Genomic DNA, 19,029 nt, shown 5'->3' with positions numbered 1-19,029 from the left:
CTTGCGCTCTTTCCCGGTGCCGGGGCAGGTTGGGCGGGTGAGGCAGGATTGGGCGGGGGGCGGGATGCGCCGTGCGGAACGGCTGTTTCGGCTGGTGAACGAAATGCGCGCGCGGGGCCATTGCCGCGCGGCAGATCTTGCCGTTGCGCTGGAGATCAGCCTGCGCACAGTGTACCGCGACATCGCGCATTTGCAGGCCTCCGGCCTGCCGATTGAAGGCGAGGCGGGGGTGGGCTATGTGCTGCGCCCCGGCTTTTCCCTGCCCAGCCTGACCTTTACCCATGAACAACTGGATGCGCTGGCAGTGGCGCTGTCCTTTGCCGAGCGGGTGGATGACCCGGTTCTGGCGCAGGCGGCGCGCGAAGTGCGGGCGAAGGTGCAGGCAAGCCTGCCGAAGCCGGAATTGCGGCGGCTGGCGGATGCGCCCTTCTTCTCGCTTTCGCGCAAGACCGGGGCGGCGGATCATGCCGCGCGGCTGCGGGCGGCGATCCGGCAGCGGCGGATGGTGCGGCTGGCCTATGTCGATGCGGCGGGAGTGCAGTCAGATCGGCGGCTGCGTCCGCTGGCCGTCTGGACCTTTGAGGAAGGCTGGATGGTATCGGGCTGGTGCGAGTTGCGCGGGGATTTCCGCACCTTTCGGCTGGACCGCATCGCGGGGCTTGAGGTGCTGGACGAGCGTTTCGCGCCAGATGAGGCGAAGGACCTGCGCGCCTTTTTGGCGCGGGAGGCCTGCGAGGCGCAGTGAGGGGGGCAGGACTGCCCCCCGCAGGGATCAGCGGCGACGGTCGCGGCGCGCGCTCATGGGTTGGAAGGCCACGCCGACATGCGCCTCGCAATAGGGTTTGCCGGGCAGCGAGGGCAGGCCGCAGAACCAGAAATCATCGGTGGCCGGGTCGCCGATGGGCCATTTGCAGGTGCGTTCGGTCAGTTCCATCAGCGTCAGGCGGCGGGCGCGCTTTTCCACTTCGCGCACGGAGGCCAGCGCTTCAGGGCTGATCTCATTGGCGGAAGGCTGCGGCGGCAGGGGCTGGCCTGCGGGAACGATGGCCTTGCGGATCGGCAAAGGCGTGACATTGGACGGTGCAGCGGCGGGCGCGGCGGCGGCCGGGCGTTCGGGTGCCGTGCGCGCCGCGGGTTCGGGGCGCGCGGCCGGTTCGGGCCGGGGATCGGGCTTGGCGGCCGAGGCGGCGGCGACGGGGGTATCTTCCTCATCGTCCTTGCCGCCGGCGACGCGGTTGGACAGGCCAAGACGATGGACCTTGCCGATCACCGCGTTGCGGGTGACGCCGCCCAGTTCCTTGGCGATCTGCGAGGCCGACTGGCCTTCGGCCCACATGCGCTTGAGCGTCTCGACGCGCTCATCGGTCCAGGACATGACAACCCCTTTGGTGGATGGTTCCCCGCCATTCTAGACGGGACAGTGCGGGATACAAGACGGACGTGGCAAGATCAAGCGCTGCCGGAAGTTGTGGCTTTTCAAGGCGCGGATTTTGCCTTATGCCCCTACGGCATGAGCAACTGGACCGCACCTTTTTCGCTGCCCCGACGCCGACGCTGATTGCGCCGGACGTGTTGCCATGGCCCATACCTGCGGGCCGCCCCCCACCAATCGTTGACTTTGCACCCGCCCGGCCTTTACGGCTAGGGCTTCGCTTCAAGGACATGACCCATGATTTCTGCCGTCCTGCCGACCTATAACCGTGCCCCCCTTGCCTTTACCCATGGCGAAGGCTCTTGGCTTGTGGCCGAGGATGGCAGCCGATACCTGGACCTTGGCGCAGGGATTGCCGTGAACGCGCTGGGCCATGCCCACCCTGCGCTGGTCGAGGTGATCAGCGCGCAGGCGGCCAAGCTGTGGCATGTGTCGAACCTGTACCGCATTCCCGAACAGGAACGGCTGGCCGAGATGTTGGTCGACCGGACTTTTGCCGACACGGTGTTCTTCACCAATTCCGGGACGGAAGCCGCGGAACTGGCCATCAAGATGGCGCGGAAATACTGGTACGAAAAAGGCCAGCCCGAGCGGGTGGAGATCCTCTGTTTCGAAGGGGCTTTCCATGGACGGTCCACCGGGGCCATCGCGGCGGCGGGGTCGGAGAAGATGGTCAAGGGGTATGGTCCCCTGATGCCGGGCTTCGTGCATCTGAAATTCGGCGACCATGACGCACTGCGCGCGGCGATCGGGCCGCGGACGGCGGCGATCATGGTGGAACCCATTCAGGGCGAAGGCGGTATCCGCGTGTTGCCGGATGCCTGCCTCAAGGGCCTGCGCGATCTGTGTGACGAGTCCGGCGCGCTGATGATCCTCGATGAGGTGCAATGCGGCATGGGCCGGACCGGGCGGCTGTTCGCGCATGAATGGTCGGGCGTGACGCCCGATATCATGATGGTGGCGAAGGGCATCGGCGGCGGCTTCCCGCTGGGCGCGGTTCTGGCGACAGAGGCTGCGGCGGTGGGCATGGTGGCGGGATCGCACGGGTCCACCTATGGCGGCAACCCGCTAGGCTGCGCCGTGGGGGCTAAGGTGGTGGAGATCGTGTCGGACGACGCCTTTCTTGATGCGGTGAAGGCCAAGGGCGCGCGCTTCCGTCAGGGGCTCGAGGGGTTGGTCGCCAGCCATCCCGAGGTGTTCGAGGCGGTGCGGGGGCAGGGCCTGATCATGGGCCTGAAATGCCGCGCGCCGAATACGGATGTGGTGAAGGCGGCTTACGGCGAGCATCTGCTGACGGTGCCGGCGGCGGATAACGTGCTGCGCCTGTTGCCTGCGCTGAACATCACGGATGCGGATATCACCGAGGCCGTGGCGCGGCTGGACCGCGCCGCCCAACGGGTGAAGGCCGATGTCGCCGCATGAGGCCTATGCCTTCCCGCGGGTGACCCGCGCCGATTACCCGCTGCTGCGGGGCTGGCTGGCCCAGCCCCATGTGCGGGCGTGGTGGGGCGACCCGGAGGAAGAGATCGCGCTGATCGACGAGGACATTGACGATGGCCCGACCGATATGCGCCTTGTCGCATTGGGGGACCTGCCCTTTGCCTATGTGCAGGATTACCCCGCGCATCATTGGGGCGCGCCGCAGTTTGCCGGGTTTCCGCCCGCCGCGCGGGGGGTAGATACATTCCTAGGCGATCCAGCCTTTCTGGGGCAGGGCCATGCGCCGCGCTATCTGCACCAGCGCTGCCGCGACCTGGTGGCGGCCGGGGCAACGGCGGTGGTCATCGACCCCAGCCCCGATAATGAACGCGCTGTGCGCTGCTACCTCCGAGCGGGTTTCGTGCCGCGCGGCATCGCGCCCTGCGAGGATGGTGATCCGGTTGTTGTTATGGAATTCGATCCCGCCTCTTCCTCTTGGTGAAACCACCCATCTTGGGGCTTAGCCCCCTAAAAGCGAAATGACATGAAACACTTCCTTGATATCCACAAGACCGACGCGGCCGAGCTGCGGGCGATGATCGACAACGCCCATGCGATGAAATCAGCCCGCAATGGCCGCCCGCGCGGCGCGCCGGATGATGACCAGCCCTTGAAGGGGCGGATGGTGGCGCTGATCTTCGAGAAGCCCTCGACCCGGACTCGCGTGAGTTTCGATGTAGGCGTGCGCCAGATGGGCGGCGAGACGATGGTCCTGTCGGGCAAGGAAATGCAGCTGGGCCATGGTGAGACGATTGCCGATACGGCGCGGGTTCTGTCACGCTATGTGGATCTGATTATGATCCGCACGTTTGAAGAGGCGACGCTGCTGGAGATGGCGGAACATGCCACGGTGCCGGTGATCAACGGGCTGACCAACCGCACCCATCCCTGCCAGATCATGGCCGATGTGATGACCTATGAGGAACATCGCGGCCCCATCGCGGGGAAAAAAGTGGTGTGGTGCGGTGACGGCAACAATGTCGCGGCCAGCTTCCTGCACGCGGCGGGGCAGTTCGGGTTCGATTTCACCTTCACGGGGCCGGAAACGCTGGACCCCGAAGACAAGTTCGTAGAGTTCGCCCGGGGCAAGGGCAGCAAGGTGACGATCCAGCGCGATCCGTTCACGGCGGTGGAGGGGGCTGATCTGGTGGTGACCGACACCTGGGTGTCGATGCATGACCCGGAATCGGCCAAGGAACGCCGCCACAACCAACTGCGCCCCTATCAGGTGAACGAACAGCTGATGAGCCGGGCAAAGCCTGACAGCCTGTTCATGCATTGCCTGCCCGCGCACCGCAACGATGAGGCGACAAGCGCGGTGATGGACGGCCCGCATTCGGTGATCTTTGACGAGGCCGAGAACCGCCTGCACGCGCAAAAGGCGGTGATGCGCTGGTGTCTGGGGGTGTGAGCCAAAAATCTTCGAAGATTTTTGCAAATTTCTTCGAAGAAATTTGGGGTGCGCGTCCTGATCTGTTGTGCCTTTTGCGAGTGTTGCCGTGTCGTCCAGACCCCTGTTTCCCAGCTCTGCCCGCTTGCGCCATCTGCTGCTGACCGATCTGGTGGCGCAGAACGGTCGGCTGCACCTTACACGGGCGCTGTCGCGGGCCTTGGGGCTTCGGCGGCGCGATCTGCGGGTTGAGGTGGATGGCTGGATTGCCACTGGCGTGCCGATGGAATGGTGGGCGCGCAATCACCTGATCTGGACGGGGCGGTCCGAACGCATCGTGTTGCAGGCCACATCCGACGAGGTGACGACGCTGGTCACCGCGCTCCGTTCGGTGCGGCAGCATGGGCATGACAGGTCAATGCTGGGCGATGCGGCGGACCTGCTGCATCAGGTGATGGAGGCGTTGACGCCCGCCACCCGCAGCCGGCTTGTCGCGCTGGCGGGGGGCGAGTTGTCGCTTTTGCCGCCCGTGATGGCGGCGGATGACAGTTCGGGCAGCCCGGTGCGCGCGGCGGTTCTTGCCGCCCTGCGCGATAGCCGCGTCCTTGGCTTCATCTATACGGCATCGGATAGTGCGAGGTCCGCGCGCGAGGTCTGGCCCTTGGGCCTGACGCATCATGGGGTGTGCCTTCTGGCCTTTTGCACCCTGCGTCAGGCGTTCCGGACCTTTCGCATCGACCAGATTGCCGCACCGCAGATCGGTCCGTCTGTGCCCAAGTCGCGCGATGCGCTTTTGCGCGACTGGCGGCACTTCGATCCCGGGGGGGACGAGCGTTGGGATATCGAGACGGGCGAGATGAGGGGCGACCCCGATGCCGAGGACGGCTGTTGACACGGGGCCTTGACGGGCAGACGGTCGCACCAACCCCATCAAGGACCCCGCCATGCATCACCGTTCCGTCGCCGTTTACGACCGTTTCCTTGCCAACCTGTCCACCATTCTGACCAAGGCCGAGGCGCATTGTGCGGCGCGCAATATCAAGCCTGAGGCGATGCTGACCTTCCGGCTTTACCCTGACATGTTCCCCTTTGTGCGGCAGGTGCAATTGGCCTGCGATTTCGCGGCCCGCGCGGCGGCGCGGCTGGCCGGGGAGGAACCGAAGGGCTTTCCCGATACCGAAACGACCTTTGCCGAATTGCAGGACCGCATCCGCGCGGCGCGGGGCTATATGGCGGGGTTCGAGCCTGCCCGCTATGACGGGGCCGAGACGCGGGCGATCACGCTGAAGATGCGGGGGCAAGAGGTCACGCTGAGTGGCGAGAATTTCCTGAACCTCTATTCCCTGCCGCAGTTCCATTTCCACCTGACCACGGCCTACAACATCCTGCGCCACAACGGGGTGGAGTTGGGCAAGGGCGATTACATGGGGGCGGCGTAAAGGCATGAGGACCGCGCTGCTTTCCATCGACATGCAGATGGGTATGGCCGACCGCATCGCGGCAGGCCGCCAGCAGGCCAATCCGCAGGCCGAGGCGCATGTCGCGGCGCTGCTGGCGTTGTTCCGGGGGCAGGGCTGGCCCGTGGTGCATGTGTTCCACGATGAGCCCGGCACGCCTTTTGCGCGCGATCTGCCGGGGGGGCAGCCGATGCCCTGCGCGCTGCCTGTGGCGGGGGAGCCGGTGCTGTGGAAATCCCGGTCTTCGGCCTTTGCCGGGACGGGGCTGGAGGCGCTGTTGCGGCAGATGGGGGTGGAGCGCGTCGTCGTGGTGGGTGCGGTGGCGGCCTTTTGCGTGACATCGACCGTGCGGTCGGCGTCAGACCTTGGGTTCGCGGTGCTGCTGCCCGAGGATGCGCTGCTGGCCTTTGACCTTGCGGCGCTGGATGGCGGGCGGCTGGATGCGCGGGATATCTTGCGCATGACCCTGGCCGTGCTGGGCGCGGATTTCGCGCGCGTGCTGCGGGCCGATGAGGTGGCGGCGGTGATCGCCGCCTGATCAGGGGGGACGATCAGGCGGGGACGGGGCGCAGGCCATCGGCCGGGGCTGAGCGGCGGGCCATGAGCGCCACCACCACCAGCAGCACCGCCAGCGCGCCATAGGTAAGCCGGAAACCCACATGTTCGGCGACAAAGCCGATGGCCGAGGGCGCGACGAGGATGCCGGAATAGGCCATCATCGACACGGCTGCGATCCCCGCGCCGGGCGACATGCCGGGCAGGTTTCCTGCGGCGGAGAACATGATCGGCATCATGTTGGCGACACCCAGACCTGCCAGGAAGAATCCCGCAAGCGCCGCGACCTCATTCGGGGCCAGCGCCGCGCCCATCAGACCGACGGAAGCGATCAGCCCTGACCAACGCAGCGTGGCCACCGCGCCAAAGCGGTTGCGCACGCCATCGCCTGCAAAGCGCATGATGGCCATGGCGGCAGAGAAGAAGGCGAAGGCAAGACCGGAGCGCGCCACCTCGGCCCCCAGTTCCTGACGCACATAGAGCGCGGCCCAATCCAGCACCGCACCTTCGGGCACCATGCAGAACAGCGCCAGCAGCCCGAGGATCCAGACCGAGGCCGCGCGCGGCACGAGCTGCGCCCGTTCGGGTGTGGCGCCGGGGGCAAGGACGGGGCGCGCGTCATCGGGGGCAAGGAAGGGCATCGCCACCAGCACCGCCAGCGCGGCCATGCCCGCGGCCCAGAGCGCCTGCCCCCCGGCCCCCAGATGGGCCAACAGCCAGCCGCCGCCCGCACCGCCAAGAAAGCCGCCCACGCTCCAGAATCCATGGAGCGAGGACATGACGGCGCGGCCAAGCCTGCGTTCCACCTCTACCGCATGGGCGTTCATCACCACATCCATGGAGCCAAGCGTCGCGCCGAACAGCGCCATGGCGGGGATCAGCAGCATCAGGTTGGGCGCGAAAACCACCAGCGGCAGTGCGGGCAGGATGGACAGAGCAAAGACGCGCAGCACGCGGCGCGCGCCGAATATCTCGATCAACCGGCCGGAAAAGAGCATGGCCCCGATGGCGCCAAGGCCGAGGACAAGGATCAGCAGGCCCAGCGTCGCCTCGGTGATCTGATGGCGCGGCAGCAGGAGCGGGATCTGCGGCGCCCAGGCCCCCATGACAAAGCCATTGGCCAGGAACATGGCCGAAACTGCCCAGCGGCCACGGCGGGTGATGTGCAGGTCGGTCATCGAAAACGCTCCGGACAGGTCGGCTTGTTGCATAAGCGAGCGGCTGGCCCGGCGAAAGGGGCGATGCGTTGACGTTTCGTTACAGCGCGTTTCTGGCTTATGATTCTGGCCCATGACTCTGGCCTGTGAGGGTGCCGTCGCGCGCGCCCTGCGAAATTTCTGCGAAATTTCAGAAGGGACGATCTTCTGCGAAGATCGGTGGCCAATCCCTCACAGACGGATCTGATCGTGATTTTTCGCAGAAAAATCGTGCGATCAGGTGCCGCGGGGTTTGGCGCGCAGGGTGGGTTCGGCCACGGTCGGGTCTTCGGGCCAAGGGTGGCGCGGGTATGCCCCGCGCATGTCCTTGCGCACATCGGCATAGGAGGTGGCCCAAAAGCGGGGCAGGTCCATCGTCACCTGCACCGGGCGCTGGCCGGGCGAGAGGAGCGTGATGCGCAAGGGCAGCCGTGCCGCGCCCACGACCGGGTGGCGGGTGACGCCGAACATTTCCTGCAGGCGCACTTCGATTGCCGGGGCCTCGCCATCGTAATCAATCGGCACATGGCGGCCGAGGGGGGTGTTGAAATGGGCGGGCACCAGCGTATCAAGGCGCTGGGTCTGGTCCCAATCCAGCATGGCCTTGAGTGCGTTTGTCGTGTCGAAAGCACGAAGGTCGGCTTCGGTTCTGGCGCGGCCCAGATGGGGGAGGAGCCAATCTTCCAGCGTCGCGATCAGCGCCGCATCGGTCATGTCGGGGAAATCGGTGCCACCGCCGCGGGCCAGTTCCACGCGGGCGCGCAGGCGGCGGGCGGCGGCGGTCCAGGGCAGGCCAAGCTGGTGGATCCCGTCAAGCGCGGCGCGGGCCATCGCCTCGGCCGGGGCGTCGGGCCAGATCCGATCATCCAGCACCAGCGCGCCCAGCCGCTCCTGACGGCGGGCGAGCACGCGGCCTTCGCGGCGGGACCATTCGCAGAGGTCGTGCCAGCGGATGCGGTCGGCAAACAGGGCGCGCAATTCGGACTCGGTGATGGAGATTGCCTGCCGGATCGTCGCCTCGCGCGGGTCGCCGTCCAGATCGGTGGCGACGATCAGCCTTGCGCCCGACAGGGGCAGGCCTGCGGCCATGGCCGCGCCCTTGCCGCCCGACAGCACCCAGCGCGGGGCGTCGCCCTTGCGGCGCATGCCAATCCGGTCGGGGTAGGCCAGTGCTGCCATCTGCGCGGGGGACAGGCCGTCTTGTGTGCCCTGGGGGATGGCGCGGGAGAGGCGTTTCGCCTCATCCCGGATGCGGTCGATGGTGGGGCGGTGGGCCTGTGGCGGGGGGCGGTCGATGGCCTTGAGGCGGGTGGTCAGATCGGGCGGGTCGCCACGCAGCGGGTCACGTTCGGCCAGCAAGGCGGCAAGGGGGGCGGCAGCGGGGCCTGCGATGGCCAGCATATGGCCAAGGCGAGGATGCAGCGGCAGGGTGGCAAGGCGCTTGCCATGGTCGGTGATGCGGCCAGCCCCATCCAGCGCGCCAAGATCGGCCAGCAGGGCCTGCGCCTCGGCCAGCACGCCGGGATGGGGGGGCGTGAGGAAGGGCAGGTCGGCCCCGCCCCAGAGGGCGAGTTCAAGGGCGAGGGGGGTAAGGTCGGCGGCCTCAATCTCGGCCGGGGGGAAGGCGGACAGGCCGCCTTCTTCGCCCTTGGTCCAGAGCCGGTAGCAGGTGCCGGGGGCCACGCGTCCGGCGCGGCCGCGCCGCTGTTCCGCTTCGGCCTTTGTCACGCGCTCGGTGACAAGGCGCGACATGCCAGAGGGCGCGTCAAAGCGTGCGCGGCGGGCACGGCCGCCATCCACCACGACGCGGATATCGGGAATGGTGAGCGAGGTTTCCGCGATGGAGGTGGCCAGCACGATCTTGCGCCCCGGCACGGGGGCAAGCGCCGCGCGCTGGGCGGTGAAATCCATCGCGCCGAACAGGGGGCGGATCACCATACCGGGTGGCAGGCGGGGGGTAAGGGCGGCTTCGACGCGGCGAATTTCGCCTTCGCCGGGCAGGAAGCACAGGATGCCGCCCTGATCGGTTTCCTCCCATGCCTGCTGGATCAGGTTGGCCATCGCGGCCTCATACCGCAGGGAGGCGTCCGGGGGGCGTGGCAGCCAGCGGGTTTCCACCGGGAAGGCGCGGCCCTCAGAAGTGACCATGGGTGCATCGCTCATCAGGCGGGCGACGGGGGCGGCGTCCAGCGTGGCCGACATGACCAGAAGGATCAGGTCATCGCGCAGGGCGCTGCGGATTTCGAGGCAGAGTGCAAGGCCCAGATCGGCATTCAGGCTGCGTTCGTGGAATTCATCAAAGATCACCGCGCCGATGCCTTCAAGGCCGGGGTCGGACTGGATCATGCGGGTGAGGATGCCTTCGGTGACCACCTCGATCCGTGTGGTGGGGCTGACCTTCGCCTCGCCGCGCATGCGGTAGCCCACCGTTTGACCTACGGATTGGCCCAGCGTTTCCGCCATCCGTTCTGCCGCGGCGCGGGCGGCAAGGCGGCGGGGTTCCAGCATCAGGATGCGGCCTGTGGTCACCAGACCGGCGGCGAGAATGTCGAGCGGCACGCGGGTTGTCTTGCCCGCGCCGGGGGGGGCCTGCAACACCGCCATGCCGCGCGCGGAAAGCGCTGCCCGCAGGGCGGGCAGGGCATCGTCGATGGGCAGGGGGGCGGGGCCTGAGTCGGTCATGGCCCCTTATCGCGGGGGCGGGGGCTTTGGGCCAGAGGGCAGAGGGGGCAGATTCAGCGGCGGATCAGCCTTGCCTTGCCGATGAGGCTGTCCATTTCCACCTCGGTCACGCGCAGCAGGCCGTTTTCGGTGGGCATAAGGGTGAGGGTGAAGGGGAAGCGTGTTCTTTCTTCCATATCCTCGGGCGGGTAGCCTGCGATGCGGCGGTATTCGCCGGTGCAGGTGACCGTGCCGCCTTCGCCGGGGCGAGAGGGGCCGACAGTCAGTTCGGTGGCGCGGCGGCCATCGAACATCTTGAAGCGGCGGTTGCATTCAGCGCCCGGCGCCACGTCGCGCAGGGTGAGGTAGAGCGCGCTGATCGGGTCCACGGTGCCGCCTTGCGTGGCGGCGTCGATCTGCCAATCCGCCGCTTCGCGGGCTGGCAGGTCCACGCGCAGCAGTGGCACGCCATCGGTGTAATCCATCACCGTTTCGCCGGAGCGGCGACCGGCCTTTGCCTGCGCCGCATACCGGGTGGGGCGGGGCAGGTCGCCCTGAATCACCCCTTCGGCCTGCGCGGTGAACTCAATCCGCCGCATCAGCGCCAGAAGGCCGGTTGAGATGAAACCTGCGGTCACGTTGTAGGCGTCGCCTTGCTGGCTGGCGGAAAAATCCAGCTTGGCGGCGGTGATGCCGGTCATCACCAGATCGAACTGACCGCTTTCCTGCGCGGTCTGTGCCTGTGCGGGCAATGGCGCGGCAAGGGCCAGCGTCAGAGAGGCGACGGCAGCGAGGGCCAGCGCGCGGGGGGAAGGGGGGGCAACGGGGCGGGCGGTCGTCTGCATCAGCGGCGGCCTTACGATCGGGGCGGGGCCGGAATCGCGCCGCCGCCGGTTGCAGCTCTGGCATAACCCGCGTGGGTCGGGCACAAAAGACCGGCTGCCCCACAGTTGTGTGAATTTCACATGACGGGCGCGGGGGCCAAGTGGGACGATCCGGGGGACGGCATGGCCGGCAGGGACAACGACATCGCGGCGCTGGCCGAAGGCGTGGCGGCGGGGGATCGCCGGGCGCTGGCGCGGGCGATCACGCTGGTGGAAAGCGGGCGGGCCGATCACCGGGCGCAGGCCTTGGACCTGCTGGCGCGGCTGCGGGCACCGGGACAGGCGGCGGCGGGGCGGCAAGCGCTGCGGCTGGGCCTTTCGGGCACGCCGGGGGTGGGGAAATCCACCTTTATCGAGAGTTTCGGCCTGATGCTGACGGGGCAGGGCAAGCGCGTGGCGGTGCTGGCGGTTGATCCAAGCTCGGCCCGGTCGGGCGGGTCGATTCTGGGCGACAAGACACGGATGGAGCAATTGACCCGCGATCCGCGCGCCTTCATCCGCCCCTCGCCCAGTCAGGCGCAGATGGGCGGCGTGGCGCGGCGGTCGCGTGAGGCGGTGGCGCTGTGCGAGGCGGCGGGGTTCGACATCGTGCTGATCGAGACGGTGGGGGTGGGCCAATCGGAAACCGTGGTGGCCGAGATTTGCGATCTGTTCCTGCTGCTTCTGGCCCCGGCGGGGGGGGATGAGTTGCAGGGCGTGAAGCGCGGGATCATGGAGATGGCGGACCTGATCCTAGTGAACAAGGCGGATGGTGACCTGAAGCCCGCCGCGCTGCGCACCATGGCGGATTATGCGGGGGCGTTGCGCCTTTTGCGCCGCCGCCCGCAGGACCCGGAGGGGTTTCCCAAGGCGATGCCCGTTTCGGCGCTGGCGGCAGAGGGGCTGGCAGCCGCATGGGCAGAGATGCAGGCGCTGGCGAAGTGGCGGCAGGCGCACGGGCATTGGCAGGCGCGGCGCGCGGCGCAGGCGCGGCACTGGTTCGAGGAAGAGGTGCGGCAGGGCTTGCTGGCCGTGCTGGCACAGGGTCAGGCGCGGGGTCGGCTGGCCGATCTGGGGGCCGAGGTCGAGGCCGGGCGGCTGACGCCAGAGGCGGCGGCGGCGGAGATGCTGCGTGGGCTGGACTGAGTCGCGAACTGGGGTCGCAGCGATGAGGGGCGCGGGGGCCGGACTGATTTTTCGCAGGAAAATCGTTGTCCGGGCCTACGATTTTCCTGCGAAAAATCATGCCCGGAGACGGAACCCCTGTTCGGGGTCGCTTGACGGGGGCGGGCTTTGCCCTTACACGCCCCAAATCGAATTCGGACACCCGGGGTGACTCGGGGGATGTCCATTTTACACACGAAGGAACACGACGATGTCGCGCGTCTGCGAACTGACGGGCAAGGGCCCGATGACCGGCAACACCGTGAGCCACGCGAACAACAAGTCGCGTCGCCGCTTCCTGCCGAACCTGAACGAGGTCACGCTGATCTCGGACGTGCTTGGGCAATCGTTCAAGCTGCGCATTTCGGCGGCTGGCCTGCGGTCGGTTGACCATCGCGGCGGCCTGGATGCCTTCCTCGCCAAGGCGAAGGATGACGAACTGTCGCCCACCGCCCTGAAGATCAAGAAAGAGATTGCCAAGGCTCAGGCTGCCGCCTGATTCCTGTTGCCGTTTCCGAAAGGCCCCGCTGCGCGCGCCGCAGCGGGGCCTTTCGCATTTGTGCCAAGCGGCGAATGGTCCTCTTTCCCGCGCGCCCCGGCTGCGCTAGAGGGGGCGGATGATGCTGCGTCTGGTCTCCTTTGTCTGTCTTGCGCTGATGTTGTCGCTGACCTCGGTCACGGCTGCGGTGGCGCATATGCGGGCGGCAGGGGCGATGCAGATCGTGATCTGCGGCACACCCGGCGTCGAAGAGGTCATCACGCTGGATGCCTTTGGCGACCCGTTGCCGGTGGTGCATCATTGCCCGGAATGCCTGACCTTGGCGGCGGGCGTGGCGCCCGATGCGCCGCAGGTGGCGCGCCCGATGGGGCGGATGGCGCAGGTCCGGGCTGGGCTGTCCGGCCCCGATGCCCATCCCATGGTCGCGCCACGGCCCACGGCGCGCGGACCGCCCCTGTTTCTGTGACTTGCAAGCCTGAGCTTTCTTTCACAGACCAACAAGGACATGATCCATGACGTTCCGTCTTTCCCTTGCCGCCTTGGCGGCGACCCTGTTCCTGTCGATTCCCGCCACGGCGGAAGAGCACCCCGAGGGGATGCATGTGCATGACATCTATGCCCGCAGCACCGGGCAGGTTGGCGCATCCGGCGCGATCTTTCTGATGATCCACAACAACACCACCACGGATGACCGTCTGCTGGGCGCAGCATCCGATGTGGCCGAGCGGGTGGAGTTGCACACGCATCTCGAAGACGCGAATGGCGTGATGCAGATGCTGCATGTCGAGGAAGGCTTTGCCATCCCGGCGGGTGAGATGCATGCGCTGGCGCGCGGCGGCGATCACGTGATGCTGCTGGGCCTGACGCGCGAGTTGAAGGATGGCGACACCTTCCCCGTGACGCTGACCTTCGAGGCGTCGGGCGAGGTGGTGATCGAGGCCACGGTCGACAATGAACGCAAGCCCGAGGATGGTGGCATGATGATGGATCATGGCGACGGCCATGATCATAGCGGCCATGGCATGGGCGGCTGATCTGGCTGGCTGAGTTGCCGGGTTGATTTGCTGGGCTGATTTGTAGGCCCGATTATTAGGCTGGGCGCACTTGCCAAGCCAAGCGCGCTTTGCCATCCCTTGGGGTATGGCAAAGCGCATCCTTTTCGTCTGTCTGGGCAATATTTGCCGGTCCCCCACGGCCGAGGGCGTGGTGCGGGCAATGGCAAGGGCCGAGGGGTTGACCCTTGAGGTGGACAGTTGCGGCACGGGCGGCTGGCATGCGGGCGAACCGCCGCATCCGCCCGCCGTCACTGCAGCACGGGCGCGGGGCTATGACCTGTCACTCCTGCGGGCGCGGCAGGTGACGCGCGAGGATTTCACCCGCTTTGACCGTATCTATGCGATGGACCGCGCCAATCTGCGCGATTTGCAGGCCCTGCGCCCGGAGGGCGGGGCAGAGCCGGAATTGTTCCTGCGTCATGCGCCGCAGCATGGCGATGCGGTGCCGGACCCGTGGTATACGGGGGAATATGACCGCGCGCTGGACATGATTGAGGATGCGGCGCGGGGTTTGATTGCCGAATTGAAGGCCGTGCGCGACTGAGTTGAACCAGCGGGCGCGTCAGCCGGCGCAATAGGCCTCGGCCGTGGCGCCGAAATTCTTGTAGCGTTCCCAGAAGGCATCATCCCCGTCGCGCTTGGACATCCAGGTTTCATGCGCGCGGTCGGGATCGCGGAAGAAGGCGGCTGCGCGGCGCTGGTCACCACTGCGCAGCGTCATGTCGGCGACCTGCTGGATGCAGGCGCACAGGCTGCGGTTTGCGGCGTCGCGGTCGGACCGCAGGCAGGCGCGTTCGATCTGCCCGGCAGAGGCCGGGGCGGTGGAAACGGGAAGGGCCAGCGCGGCCAATGCCACGCAGAACAGGACGGTTTTCATTTCTCTGCCTCTTGTCCCCGGCAAGGCGGTGCGGCGCACGCCCCCTGCGGTGATCGTTTTTTCTGGGGCGACTATGCCGATTCGGCGGGTTTTTTTCAATTCCCCTAGGCCACGGCGCGACAATTCGGCAGTTCGGGCGTGCGCGGCGCAAGATGGGGCGTGTCGGGTGGTGACGGGCCACCAGATGGGGCGGCGGCAGGGGGGATTGTGGCCGCGCGCCCTGCCCGGCGGGGGCGCGGGGTGGCGGGCGTGGCAGGGGTATTTGGGCCAAGATGAAGCGGCAGGGCAGATCCGGGGCAAATCAGTGCGCCTTGGCCGCAAAACGCCCGTCGCGGGGGGCTTTCCGCGCCTTGTGGGACAGGCTATATGCGCGCCATGACCCAGCTTGACCTCATCCGCAATTTCTCGATCGTGGCGCATATCGACCACGGGAAATCCACCCTTGCCGACCGGCTTATCCAGATGACCGGGACGGTGGCTGCGCGCGATATGAAGGCGCAGATGCTGGACAGCATGGATATCGAGCGGGAGCGGGGCATCACCATCAAGGCGAACACCGTTCGGATCGAATATCCGGCCAAGGATGGCAAGACCTATATCCTGAACCTGATCGACACGCCCGGCCATGTGGATTTCGCCTATGAAGTGTCGCGCTCCATGCGCGCCGTCGAAGGCTCGCTTCTGGTGGTGGATGCCTCGCAAGGGGTCGAGGCGCAGACGCTGGCCAACGTCTATCAGGCGCTGGATGCGGGGCATGAGATCGTGCCCGTGCTGAACAAGATCGACCTGCCCGCGGCCGAGCCCGAACGCGTGAAGCAGCAGATCGAGGATGTGATCGGGCTGGACGCCTCAGAGGCCATCAACATCTCGGCCAAATCCGGCCTTGGCATCCCCGACGTGCTGGAGGCCATCGTTACCCGCCTGCCCGCGCCCAAGGGTGACCGCAACGCGCCCCTGAAGGCGATGCTGGTCGACAGCTGGTATGATGCCTATCTGGGCGTCGTCGTCATGATCCGCGTCATCGACGGGGTGATCCGCAAGGGCGACCGCATCAAGATGATGCAGACCAATGCCGTCTATGGCGTGGACAAGCTGGCCGTGCTGAAGCCGCAGATGGTGGATATCGAAGAGCTTGGCCCCGGCGAGATTGGCATCTGGACCGGGTCGATCAAGCAGGTGCGTGACACCCGCGTGGGCGACACGATCACGTCGGAACGCAAGGGCTGCGACACGCCCCTGCCGGGCTTCAAACCCGCGCAGCCGGTGGTGTTCTGCGGCCTGTTCCCGGTGGATGCGGCCGATTTCGAAGACCTGCGCGATGCCATCGAAAAGCTGCAACTGAATGACGCGTCGTTCAGTTCGGAAATGGAAACCTCGGCCGCGCTGGGCTTTGGCTTCCGCTGCGGGTTCCTGGGCCTGTTGCACCTTGAGGTGATCCGCGACCGGCTGGAGCGGGAATATGACCTTGACCTGATCACCACCGCGCCGTCGGTCGTGTTCAAGCTGCACATGAAGGATGGCGAGGTGCGCGATCTGCACAACCCCGCCGATATGCCCGACCTGACCTATATCGACCACATCACCGAGCCGCGCATCAAGGCCACGATCATGGTGCCGGACGAATACCTCGGCGATATCCTGAAGCTGTGTCAGGACCGGCGCGGCATCCAGCTGGACCTGTCCTATGCCGGCAACCGCGCGATGGTGGTCTATGACCTGCCGCTGGCCGAGGTGGTGTTCGATTTCTATGACCGGCTGAAATCGGTGACCAAGGGCTATGCGTCCTTTGACTATACGATTTCCGAATACCGCGAGGATTACCTCGTGAAGATGTCGATCCTGGTGAACGAAGAACCCGTCGATGCCCTGTCGATGATGGTGCACCGGGATAGGGCCGAGGCGCGGGGCCGCGCGATGGTGGAAAAGCTGAAAGAACTGATCCCCCGGCACATGTTCAAGATCCCGATTCAGGCCGCCATCGGTGCCCGCGTGATCGCGCGTGAGACGCTGTCAGCAATGCGCAAGGACGTGACGGCCAAGTGCTATGGCGGAGACGCGACGCGGAAGCGGAAGCTCTTGGACAAGCAGAAGGCCGGGAAGAAGCGGATGCGCCAGTTTGGCAAGGTGGAGATCCCGCAGGAGGCGTTTATCTCGGCGTTGAAGATGGATGGGTGAGGGGTGCAGAACGCAGTAAATTGAATGCCAGTTCAATGATGTTGACCGATAGCTTGTTGCACGCGATTGACATAGAGGTTTCAATCTCGGGTAAAATCAGTTGCAACGTGTTGTAACCAAGCTCCTTACCGCCGTGGCCGTATATGTTAACCGTTTCCCTCCCTCCAATTAGTAGCTTGCGCTTCTGCTTAAAGAGACACGCTCCAAATTCTGGTGCGTATTCAACACCAGAAGATCGCAGATTTTCTTCGCAAAGGCGAAGCAGTTCTTTGCCTGATCCTTTGATGAAGTATCTGTGAAAAAGACTGTGAACTAGAGGTACGGTTGAGTAGAGCGTTGCAGATGAGTGGTAATGCTCAAAGCCAAACGGAAGCGCCACTGGAACGAGTTGACCGTCAACCGCTACGTGTGGCGTCGCTGCCTTCCTATGGCATTCAGATATATCAAAGAAAACTCTGTCGTCATTTGCAAGCACTCGATTTGCAAATGATTTAAAGTCTCCCCCGCTTATGCTTTCCACTACAGCTCCAAGAACTTGGTAATTGAAATTGGAGTAAAGATAATCCCTACTAGGACTAAACGCTAACGGCTCTGTTACCGCCGGACCGTCCCTTAGGAGACGATAAATCCAGTCGATTGTTGAGCCGATTTGCGAGCTTCTCCAATCGTAATTGACCTTTTTGAGTCCAGATTGGTGGTTGAGAAAGGCCAGGATCGAAGCGTCGTTGGGAAAGTCTACGATCCGTTCGAATTCAGGAACGTGCTTCGTCACTTGGTCGTCAATCTGAAGCTTGGATACAGCCTTGAGTTCAAGTACGCAAAGGCTGGTAACAAGTTTGCAAACCGAAGCTAGCATGAAGAATCTGCTTTCATGCTCTATTGTGTGTCCAAAGTCGCACACTTCAAAGTGGTCTGTTTTGTCGCTCACAGTTATCGAAACCGAAACTCTCGGAATGCGTGAGTTGATTGCAAACGACCGAATTTCTCTTTGGTCAAGCATCAGAAAACTATAAACCCACTCTCTACGGTGTGTGCGAAATTAGAGCAGGCGAATTAGCCATGTCGAGATTTTCGATTTCATGACGAATTCGCGGAACCTCAATGTCCTTGAAATCCGGCTTAATGAAGACATACAAGTCGGAAATAGGTTTGTTTGAGCCCACCGCAATGTAGACATTTCTACCGTACATCACTTCTTTAACCTGTCCAACCAACAGAGACATTGTTCCCCGGCGCCGGCGATCGGAATCTTCAAAGAAATTAAGAACGACACTGTCGTGATAAATCTCCCCTCGCACAGTGAACGTTCTGGTTGCCCCAGATCCATCTTTAGCAACTGTTCTTGAAAGCACTCCTCTAATTAGACTTCCCTTTTGCGTAAGATCAAGTGAACCTATCTTTTCGTGTCGAGTATTTTCATACCAATCCCACTTGCCGTGGATTAGTGTGTCCGATCTAAAATAAGATATCACACGATCCCGAACCGCTGGAAAAAAGACGAATTGTAGCGCGAGAACAAACACGCCACCTACAACGCTGAAGAACAAATCTGAAAGCATATCTTAGCGGTACCTGCCAGCCCTTCGTCTGAACATATTTTCGAATTTCAATCTAAATTGCAACGACTTTCCTATCTAGGGAATGGCTCCGAAACCTGTCTTGTGCGACCGGTCAGAAGTGCTACTTTGCCGCCCCCTCAAAACAACCCGTCGCCGCCCTGATCCTGCTCGATGGCCTCGTCTACCACGATGGCTCCGGCGCCGCCGACGATGAGGGGGGCGCAGGCGGAGAGGGTGGCGAGGGTCAGCAGCGCGGCGAGGGCTTTGGCGAGGGGTGCGGGCATCGGGCGATCCTTGTGCGGGCCGGATTGGGCCAGTGGTGTGGGGACGGCAGCGGATGTGCCGGTTTGCAAGTGTTAACACCCTGATGCGGGGGTTGTCCGGGAAAATCTTGGTGTCTGTGCGCGATGCGCGGGGGCTTGCAGGCGGGCCGTGGGATCGGGCGGGGCAGGGGCGGGGTTGCCCCCGCCCGCGCTGAGATCAGAGGTCGGCCTGAACCTCGGCCGCGGTGGTGGTCACGGTGCTGCCTGCGCCTTGCAGATCGCGGCCAGCGCCTTTGAAGGTTTCGCAACCGGCGGTCGCCAGCACGGCCAGCAGCGGGATCAGGATCATCGGTTTGGCCAGCAGCGTTTTGGAAAGCAGGGTCATTGGGTCATCTTTCATGTGT

General features: G+C 64.9%; 22 protein-coding genes. 13 read left to right on the top strand and 9 right to left on the bottom strand.

Annotation, left to right across the window (positions count from 1 at the left end; all coding sequences use genetic code 11):
• The first annotated feature begins 1 nt into the window (after window position 1).
• Window positions 2–745: a YafY family protein gene (locus RSE12_17385; protein WRH62123.1), complete on the top strand. Its 744-nt coding sequence runs from the start codon at window positions 2–4 to the stop codon at window positions 743–745.
• A gap of 27 nt (window positions 746–772) precedes the next feature.
• Here the strand turns inward: RSE12_17385 and RSE12_17380 are convergent, their stop codons facing one another.
• A complete protein-coding gene (locus tag RSE12_17380) occupies window positions 773–1,375 on the bottom strand; it encodes a GcrA family cell cycle regulator (protein WRH62122.1) in 603 nt (200 codons plus the stop codon).
• Between the two features lie 294 nt (window positions 1,376–1,669).
• On the opposite strand from RSE12_17380, the gene RSE12_17375 reads away from it, so the two are divergent.
• The 6 genes from RSE12_17375 to RSE12_17350 all read left to right on the top strand — a co-directional run bounded on the left by RSE12_17375 (window position 1,670) and on the right by RSE12_17350 (window position 6,296).
• Entirely contained in the window at window positions 1,670–2,854 is a 1,185-nt protein-coding gene (locus RSE12_17375) for an aspartate aminotransferase family protein (protein WRH62121.1), read from the top strand.
• On the top strand, window positions 2,841–3,353 hold the full coding sequence (locus RSE12_17370; GenBank protein ID WRH62120.1) for a GNAT family N-acetyltransferase: 513 nt from the start codon (window positions 2,841–2,843) through the stop codon (window positions 3,351–3,353). The genes RSE12_17375 and RSE12_17370 overlap by 14 nt, the downstream gene beginning before the upstream one ends.
• A 42-nt stretch (window positions 3,354–3,395) precedes the next feature.
• Window positions 3,396–4,322, top strand: coding sequence for an ornithine carbamoyltransferase (argF, locus tag RSE12_17365; GenBank protein ID WRH62119.1), 927 nt, complete (start codon window positions 3,396–3,398; stop codon window positions 4,320–4,322).
• 88 nt (window positions 4,323–4,410) lie between these two features.
• Window positions 4,411–5,193, top strand: coding sequence for a WYL domain-containing protein (locus RSE12_17360; GenBank protein WRH62118.1), 783 nt, complete (start codon window positions 4,411–4,413; stop codon window positions 5,191–5,193).
• A gap of 52 nt (window positions 5,194–5,245) precedes the next feature.
• Window positions 5,246–5,740 (top strand): DUF1993 domain-containing protein, encoded by a 495-nt coding sequence (locus RSE12_17355; GenBank protein WRH62117.1) that lies wholly within the window; start codon window positions 5,246–5,248, stop codon window positions 5,738–5,740.
• A 4-nt stretch (window positions 5,741–5,744) separates the two neighbouring features.
• Window positions 5,745–6,296: an isochorismatase family protein gene (locus RSE12_17350; protein ID WRH62116.1), complete on the top strand. Its 552-nt coding sequence runs from the start codon at window positions 5,745–5,747 to the stop codon at window positions 6,294–6,296.
• 13 nt (window positions 6,297–6,309) lie between these two features.
• Here the strand turns inward: RSE12_17350 and RSE12_17345 are convergent, their stop codons facing one another.
• The 3 genes from RSE12_17345 to RSE12_17335 all read right to left on the bottom strand — a co-directional run bounded on the left by RSE12_17345 (window position 6,310) and on the right by RSE12_17335 (window position 11,015).
• A complete protein-coding gene (locus RSE12_17345; protein ID WRH62115.1) occupies window positions 6,310–7,491 on the bottom strand; it encodes an MFS transporter in 1,182 nt (393 codons plus the stop codon).
• 255 nt (window positions 7,492–7,746) lie between these two features.
• Window positions 7,747–10,191: an ATP-dependent helicase HrpB gene (gene hrpB / locus RSE12_17340; protein ID WRH62114.1), complete on the bottom strand. Its 2,445-nt coding sequence runs from the start codon at window positions 10,189–10,191 to the stop codon at window positions 7,747–7,749.
• A 53-nt stretch (window positions 10,192–10,244) separates the two neighbouring features.
• Window positions 10,245–11,015, bottom strand: a complete 771-nt coding sequence (locus RSE12_17335) for a DUF3108 domain-containing protein (GenBank protein WRH62113.1) — start codon at window positions 11,013–11,015, stop codon at window positions 10,245–10,247.
• A 162-nt stretch (window positions 11,016–11,177) separates the two neighbouring features.
• Between RSE12_17335 and meaB the strand changes: the two genes are divergently transcribed.
• The 5 genes from meaB to RSE12_17310 all read left to right on the top strand — a co-directional run bounded on the left by meaB (window position 11,178) and on the right by RSE12_17310 (window position 14,295).
• A complete protein-coding gene (meaB, locus tag RSE12_17330) occupies window positions 11,178–12,179 on the top strand; it encodes a methylmalonyl Co-A mutase-associated GTPase MeaB (protein ID WRH62112.1) in 1,002 nt (333 codons plus the stop codon).
• Window positions 12,180–12,408: 229 nt separating this feature from the next.
• Window positions 12,409–12,696 carry a 50S ribosomal protein L28 gene (gene rpmB, locus RSE12_17325; GenBank protein ID WRH62111.1) on the top strand — a complete coding sequence of 96 codons (288 nt, stop codon included), beginning with the start codon at window positions 12,409–12,411 and terminating at the stop codon, window positions 12,694–12,696.
• A gap of 121 nt (window positions 12,697–12,817) precedes the next feature.
• A complete protein-coding gene (locus RSE12_17320; GenBank protein ID WRH62110.1) occupies window positions 12,818–13,162 on the top strand; it encodes a hypothetical protein in 345 nt (114 codons plus the stop codon).
• Between the two features lie 46 nt (window positions 13,163–13,208).
• Window positions 13,209–13,730 (top strand): copper chaperone PCu(A)C, encoded by a 522-nt coding sequence (locus tag RSE12_17315; protein ID WRH62109.1) that lies wholly within the window; start codon window positions 13,209–13,211, stop codon window positions 13,728–13,730.
• Between the two features lie 106 nt (window positions 13,731–13,836).
• Window positions 13,837–14,295, top strand: a complete 459-nt coding sequence (locus RSE12_17310; protein WRH62108.1) for a low molecular weight protein-tyrosine-phosphatase — start codon at window positions 13,837–13,839, stop codon at window positions 14,293–14,295.
• Window positions 14,296–14,313: 18 nt separating this feature from the next.
• Here the strand turns inward: RSE12_17310 and RSE12_17305 are convergent, their stop codons facing one another.
• A complete protein-coding gene (locus RSE12_17305) occupies window positions 14,314–14,628 on the bottom strand; it encodes a hypothetical protein (GenBank protein WRH62107.1) in 315 nt (104 codons plus the stop codon).
• A 375-nt stretch (window positions 14,629–15,003) separates the two neighbouring features.
• On the opposite strand from RSE12_17305, the gene lepA reads away from it, so the two are divergent.
• Window positions 15,004–16,803, top strand: a complete 1,800-nt coding sequence (lepA, locus tag RSE12_17300) for a translation elongation factor 4 (protein ID WRH62106.1) — start codon at window positions 15,004–15,006, stop codon at window positions 16,801–16,803.
• Here lepA and RSE12_17295 read toward each other — a convergent pair.
• The 4 genes from RSE12_17295 to RSE12_17280 all read right to left on the bottom strand — a co-directional run bounded on the left by RSE12_17295 (window position 16,775) and on the right by RSE12_17280 (window position 19,010).
• Entirely contained in the window at window positions 16,775–17,803 is a 1,029-nt protein-coding gene (locus RSE12_17295; protein WRH62105.1) for a serine hydrolase domain-containing protein, read from the bottom strand. The genes lepA and RSE12_17295 overlap by 29 nt on opposite strands.
• Before the next feature lie 22 nt (window positions 17,804–17,825).
• Window positions 17,826–18,362: a hypothetical protein gene (locus RSE12_17290; GenBank protein WRH62104.1), complete on the bottom strand. Its 537-nt coding sequence runs from the start codon at window positions 18,360–18,362 to the stop codon at window positions 17,826–17,828.
• 137 nt (window positions 18,363–18,499) lie between these two features.
• On the bottom strand, window positions 18,500–18,646 hold the full coding sequence (locus RSE12_17285; GenBank protein ID WRH62103.1) for a hypothetical protein: 147 nt from the start codon (window positions 18,644–18,646) through the stop codon (window positions 18,500–18,502).
• Window positions 18,647–18,842: 196 nt separating this feature from the next.
• Complete coding sequence (locus RSE12_17280) at window positions 18,843–19,010, bottom strand: entericidin EcnAB (GenBank protein ID WRH62102.1); 168 nt, start codon at window positions 19,008–19,010, stop codon at window positions 18,843–18,845.
• Window positions 19,011–19,029: the final 19 nt, after the last annotated feature.

It is taken from the genome of Fuscovulum sp. (genome assembly GCA_035192965.1).
Lineage (GTDB): Bacteria > Pseudomonadota > Alphaproteobacteria > Rhodobacterales > Rhodobacteraceae > Paragemmobacter.
Note: the sequence above shows the minus strand (reverse complement) of the source record. Positions and strands in the feature narration are given on the sequence as shown.

Coding starts and splice junctions, on each gene's coding strand:
- RSE12_17380 (WRH62122.1), bottom strand. CDS start 1,375: ATGTCCTGGACCGATGAGCGCGTCGAGACGCTCAAGCGCATGTGGGCC.
- RSE12_17375 (WRH62121.1), top strand. CDS start 1,670: ATGATTTCTGCCGTCCTGCCGACCTATAACCGTGCCCCCCTTGCCTTT.
- RSE12_17370 (WRH62120.1), top strand. CDS start 2,841: ATGTCGCCGCATGAGGCCTATGCCTTCCCGCGGGTGACCCGCGCCGAT.
- argF (WRH62119.1), top strand. CDS start 3,396: ATGAAACACTTCCTTGATATCCACAAGACCGACGCGGCCGAGCTGCGG.
- RSE12_17355 (WRH62117.1), top strand. CDS start 5,246: ATGCATCACCGTTCCGTCGCCGTTTACGACCGTTTCCTTGCCAACCTG.
- RSE12_17350 (WRH62116.1), top strand. CDS start 5,745: ATGAGGACCGCGCTGCTTTCCATCGACATGCAGATGGGTATGGCCGAC.
- RSE12_17345 (WRH62115.1), bottom strand. CDS start 7,491: ATGACCGACCTGCACATCACCCGCCGTGGCCGCTGGGCAGTTTCGGCC.
- hrpB (WRH62114.1), bottom strand. CDS start 10,191: ATGACCGACTCAGGCCCCGCCCCCCTGCCCATCGACGATGCCCTGCCC.
- RSE12_17335 (WRH62113.1), bottom strand. CDS start 11,015: ATGCAGACGACCGCCCGCCCCGTTGCCCCCCCTTCCCCCCGCGCGCTG.
- meaB (WRH62112.1), top strand. CDS start 11,178: ATGGCCGGCAGGGACAACGACATCGCGGCGCTGGCCGAAGGCGTGGCG.
- rpmB (WRH62111.1), top strand. CDS start 12,409: ATGTCGCGCGTCTGCGAACTGACGGGCAAGGGCCCGATGACCGGCAAC.
- RSE12_17320 (WRH62110.1), top strand. CDS start 12,818: ATGCTGCGTCTGGTCTCCTTTGTCTGTCTTGCGCTGATGTTGTCGCTG.
- RSE12_17315 (WRH62109.1), top strand. CDS start 13,209: ATGACGTTCCGTCTTTCCCTTGCCGCCTTGGCGGCGACCCTGTTCCTG.
- RSE12_17310 (WRH62108.1), top strand. CDS start 13,837: ATGGCAAAGCGCATCCTTTTCGTCTGTCTGGGCAATATTTGCCGGTCC.
- RSE12_17305 (WRH62107.1), bottom strand. CDS start 14,628: ATGAAAACCGTCCTGTTCTGCGTGGCATTGGCCGCGCTGGCCCTTCCC.
- lepA (WRH62106.1), top strand. CDS start 15,004: ATGACCCAGCTTGACCTCATCCGCAATTTCTCGATCGTGGCGCATATC.
- RSE12_17295 (WRH62105.1), bottom strand. CDS start 17,803: ATGCTTGACCAAAGAGAAATTCGGTCGTTTGCAATCAACTCACGCATT.
- RSE12_17290 (WRH62104.1), bottom strand. CDS start 18,362: ATGCTTTCAGATTTGTTCTTCAGCGTTGTAGGTGGCGTGTTTGTTCTC.
- RSE12_17285 (WRH62103.1), bottom strand. CDS start 18,646: ATGCCCGCACCCCTCGCCAAAGCCCTCGCCGCGCTGCTGACCCTCGCC.
- RSE12_17280 (WRH62102.1), bottom strand. CDS start 19,010: ATGACCCTGCTTTCCAAAACGCTGCTGGCCAAACCGATGATCCTGATC.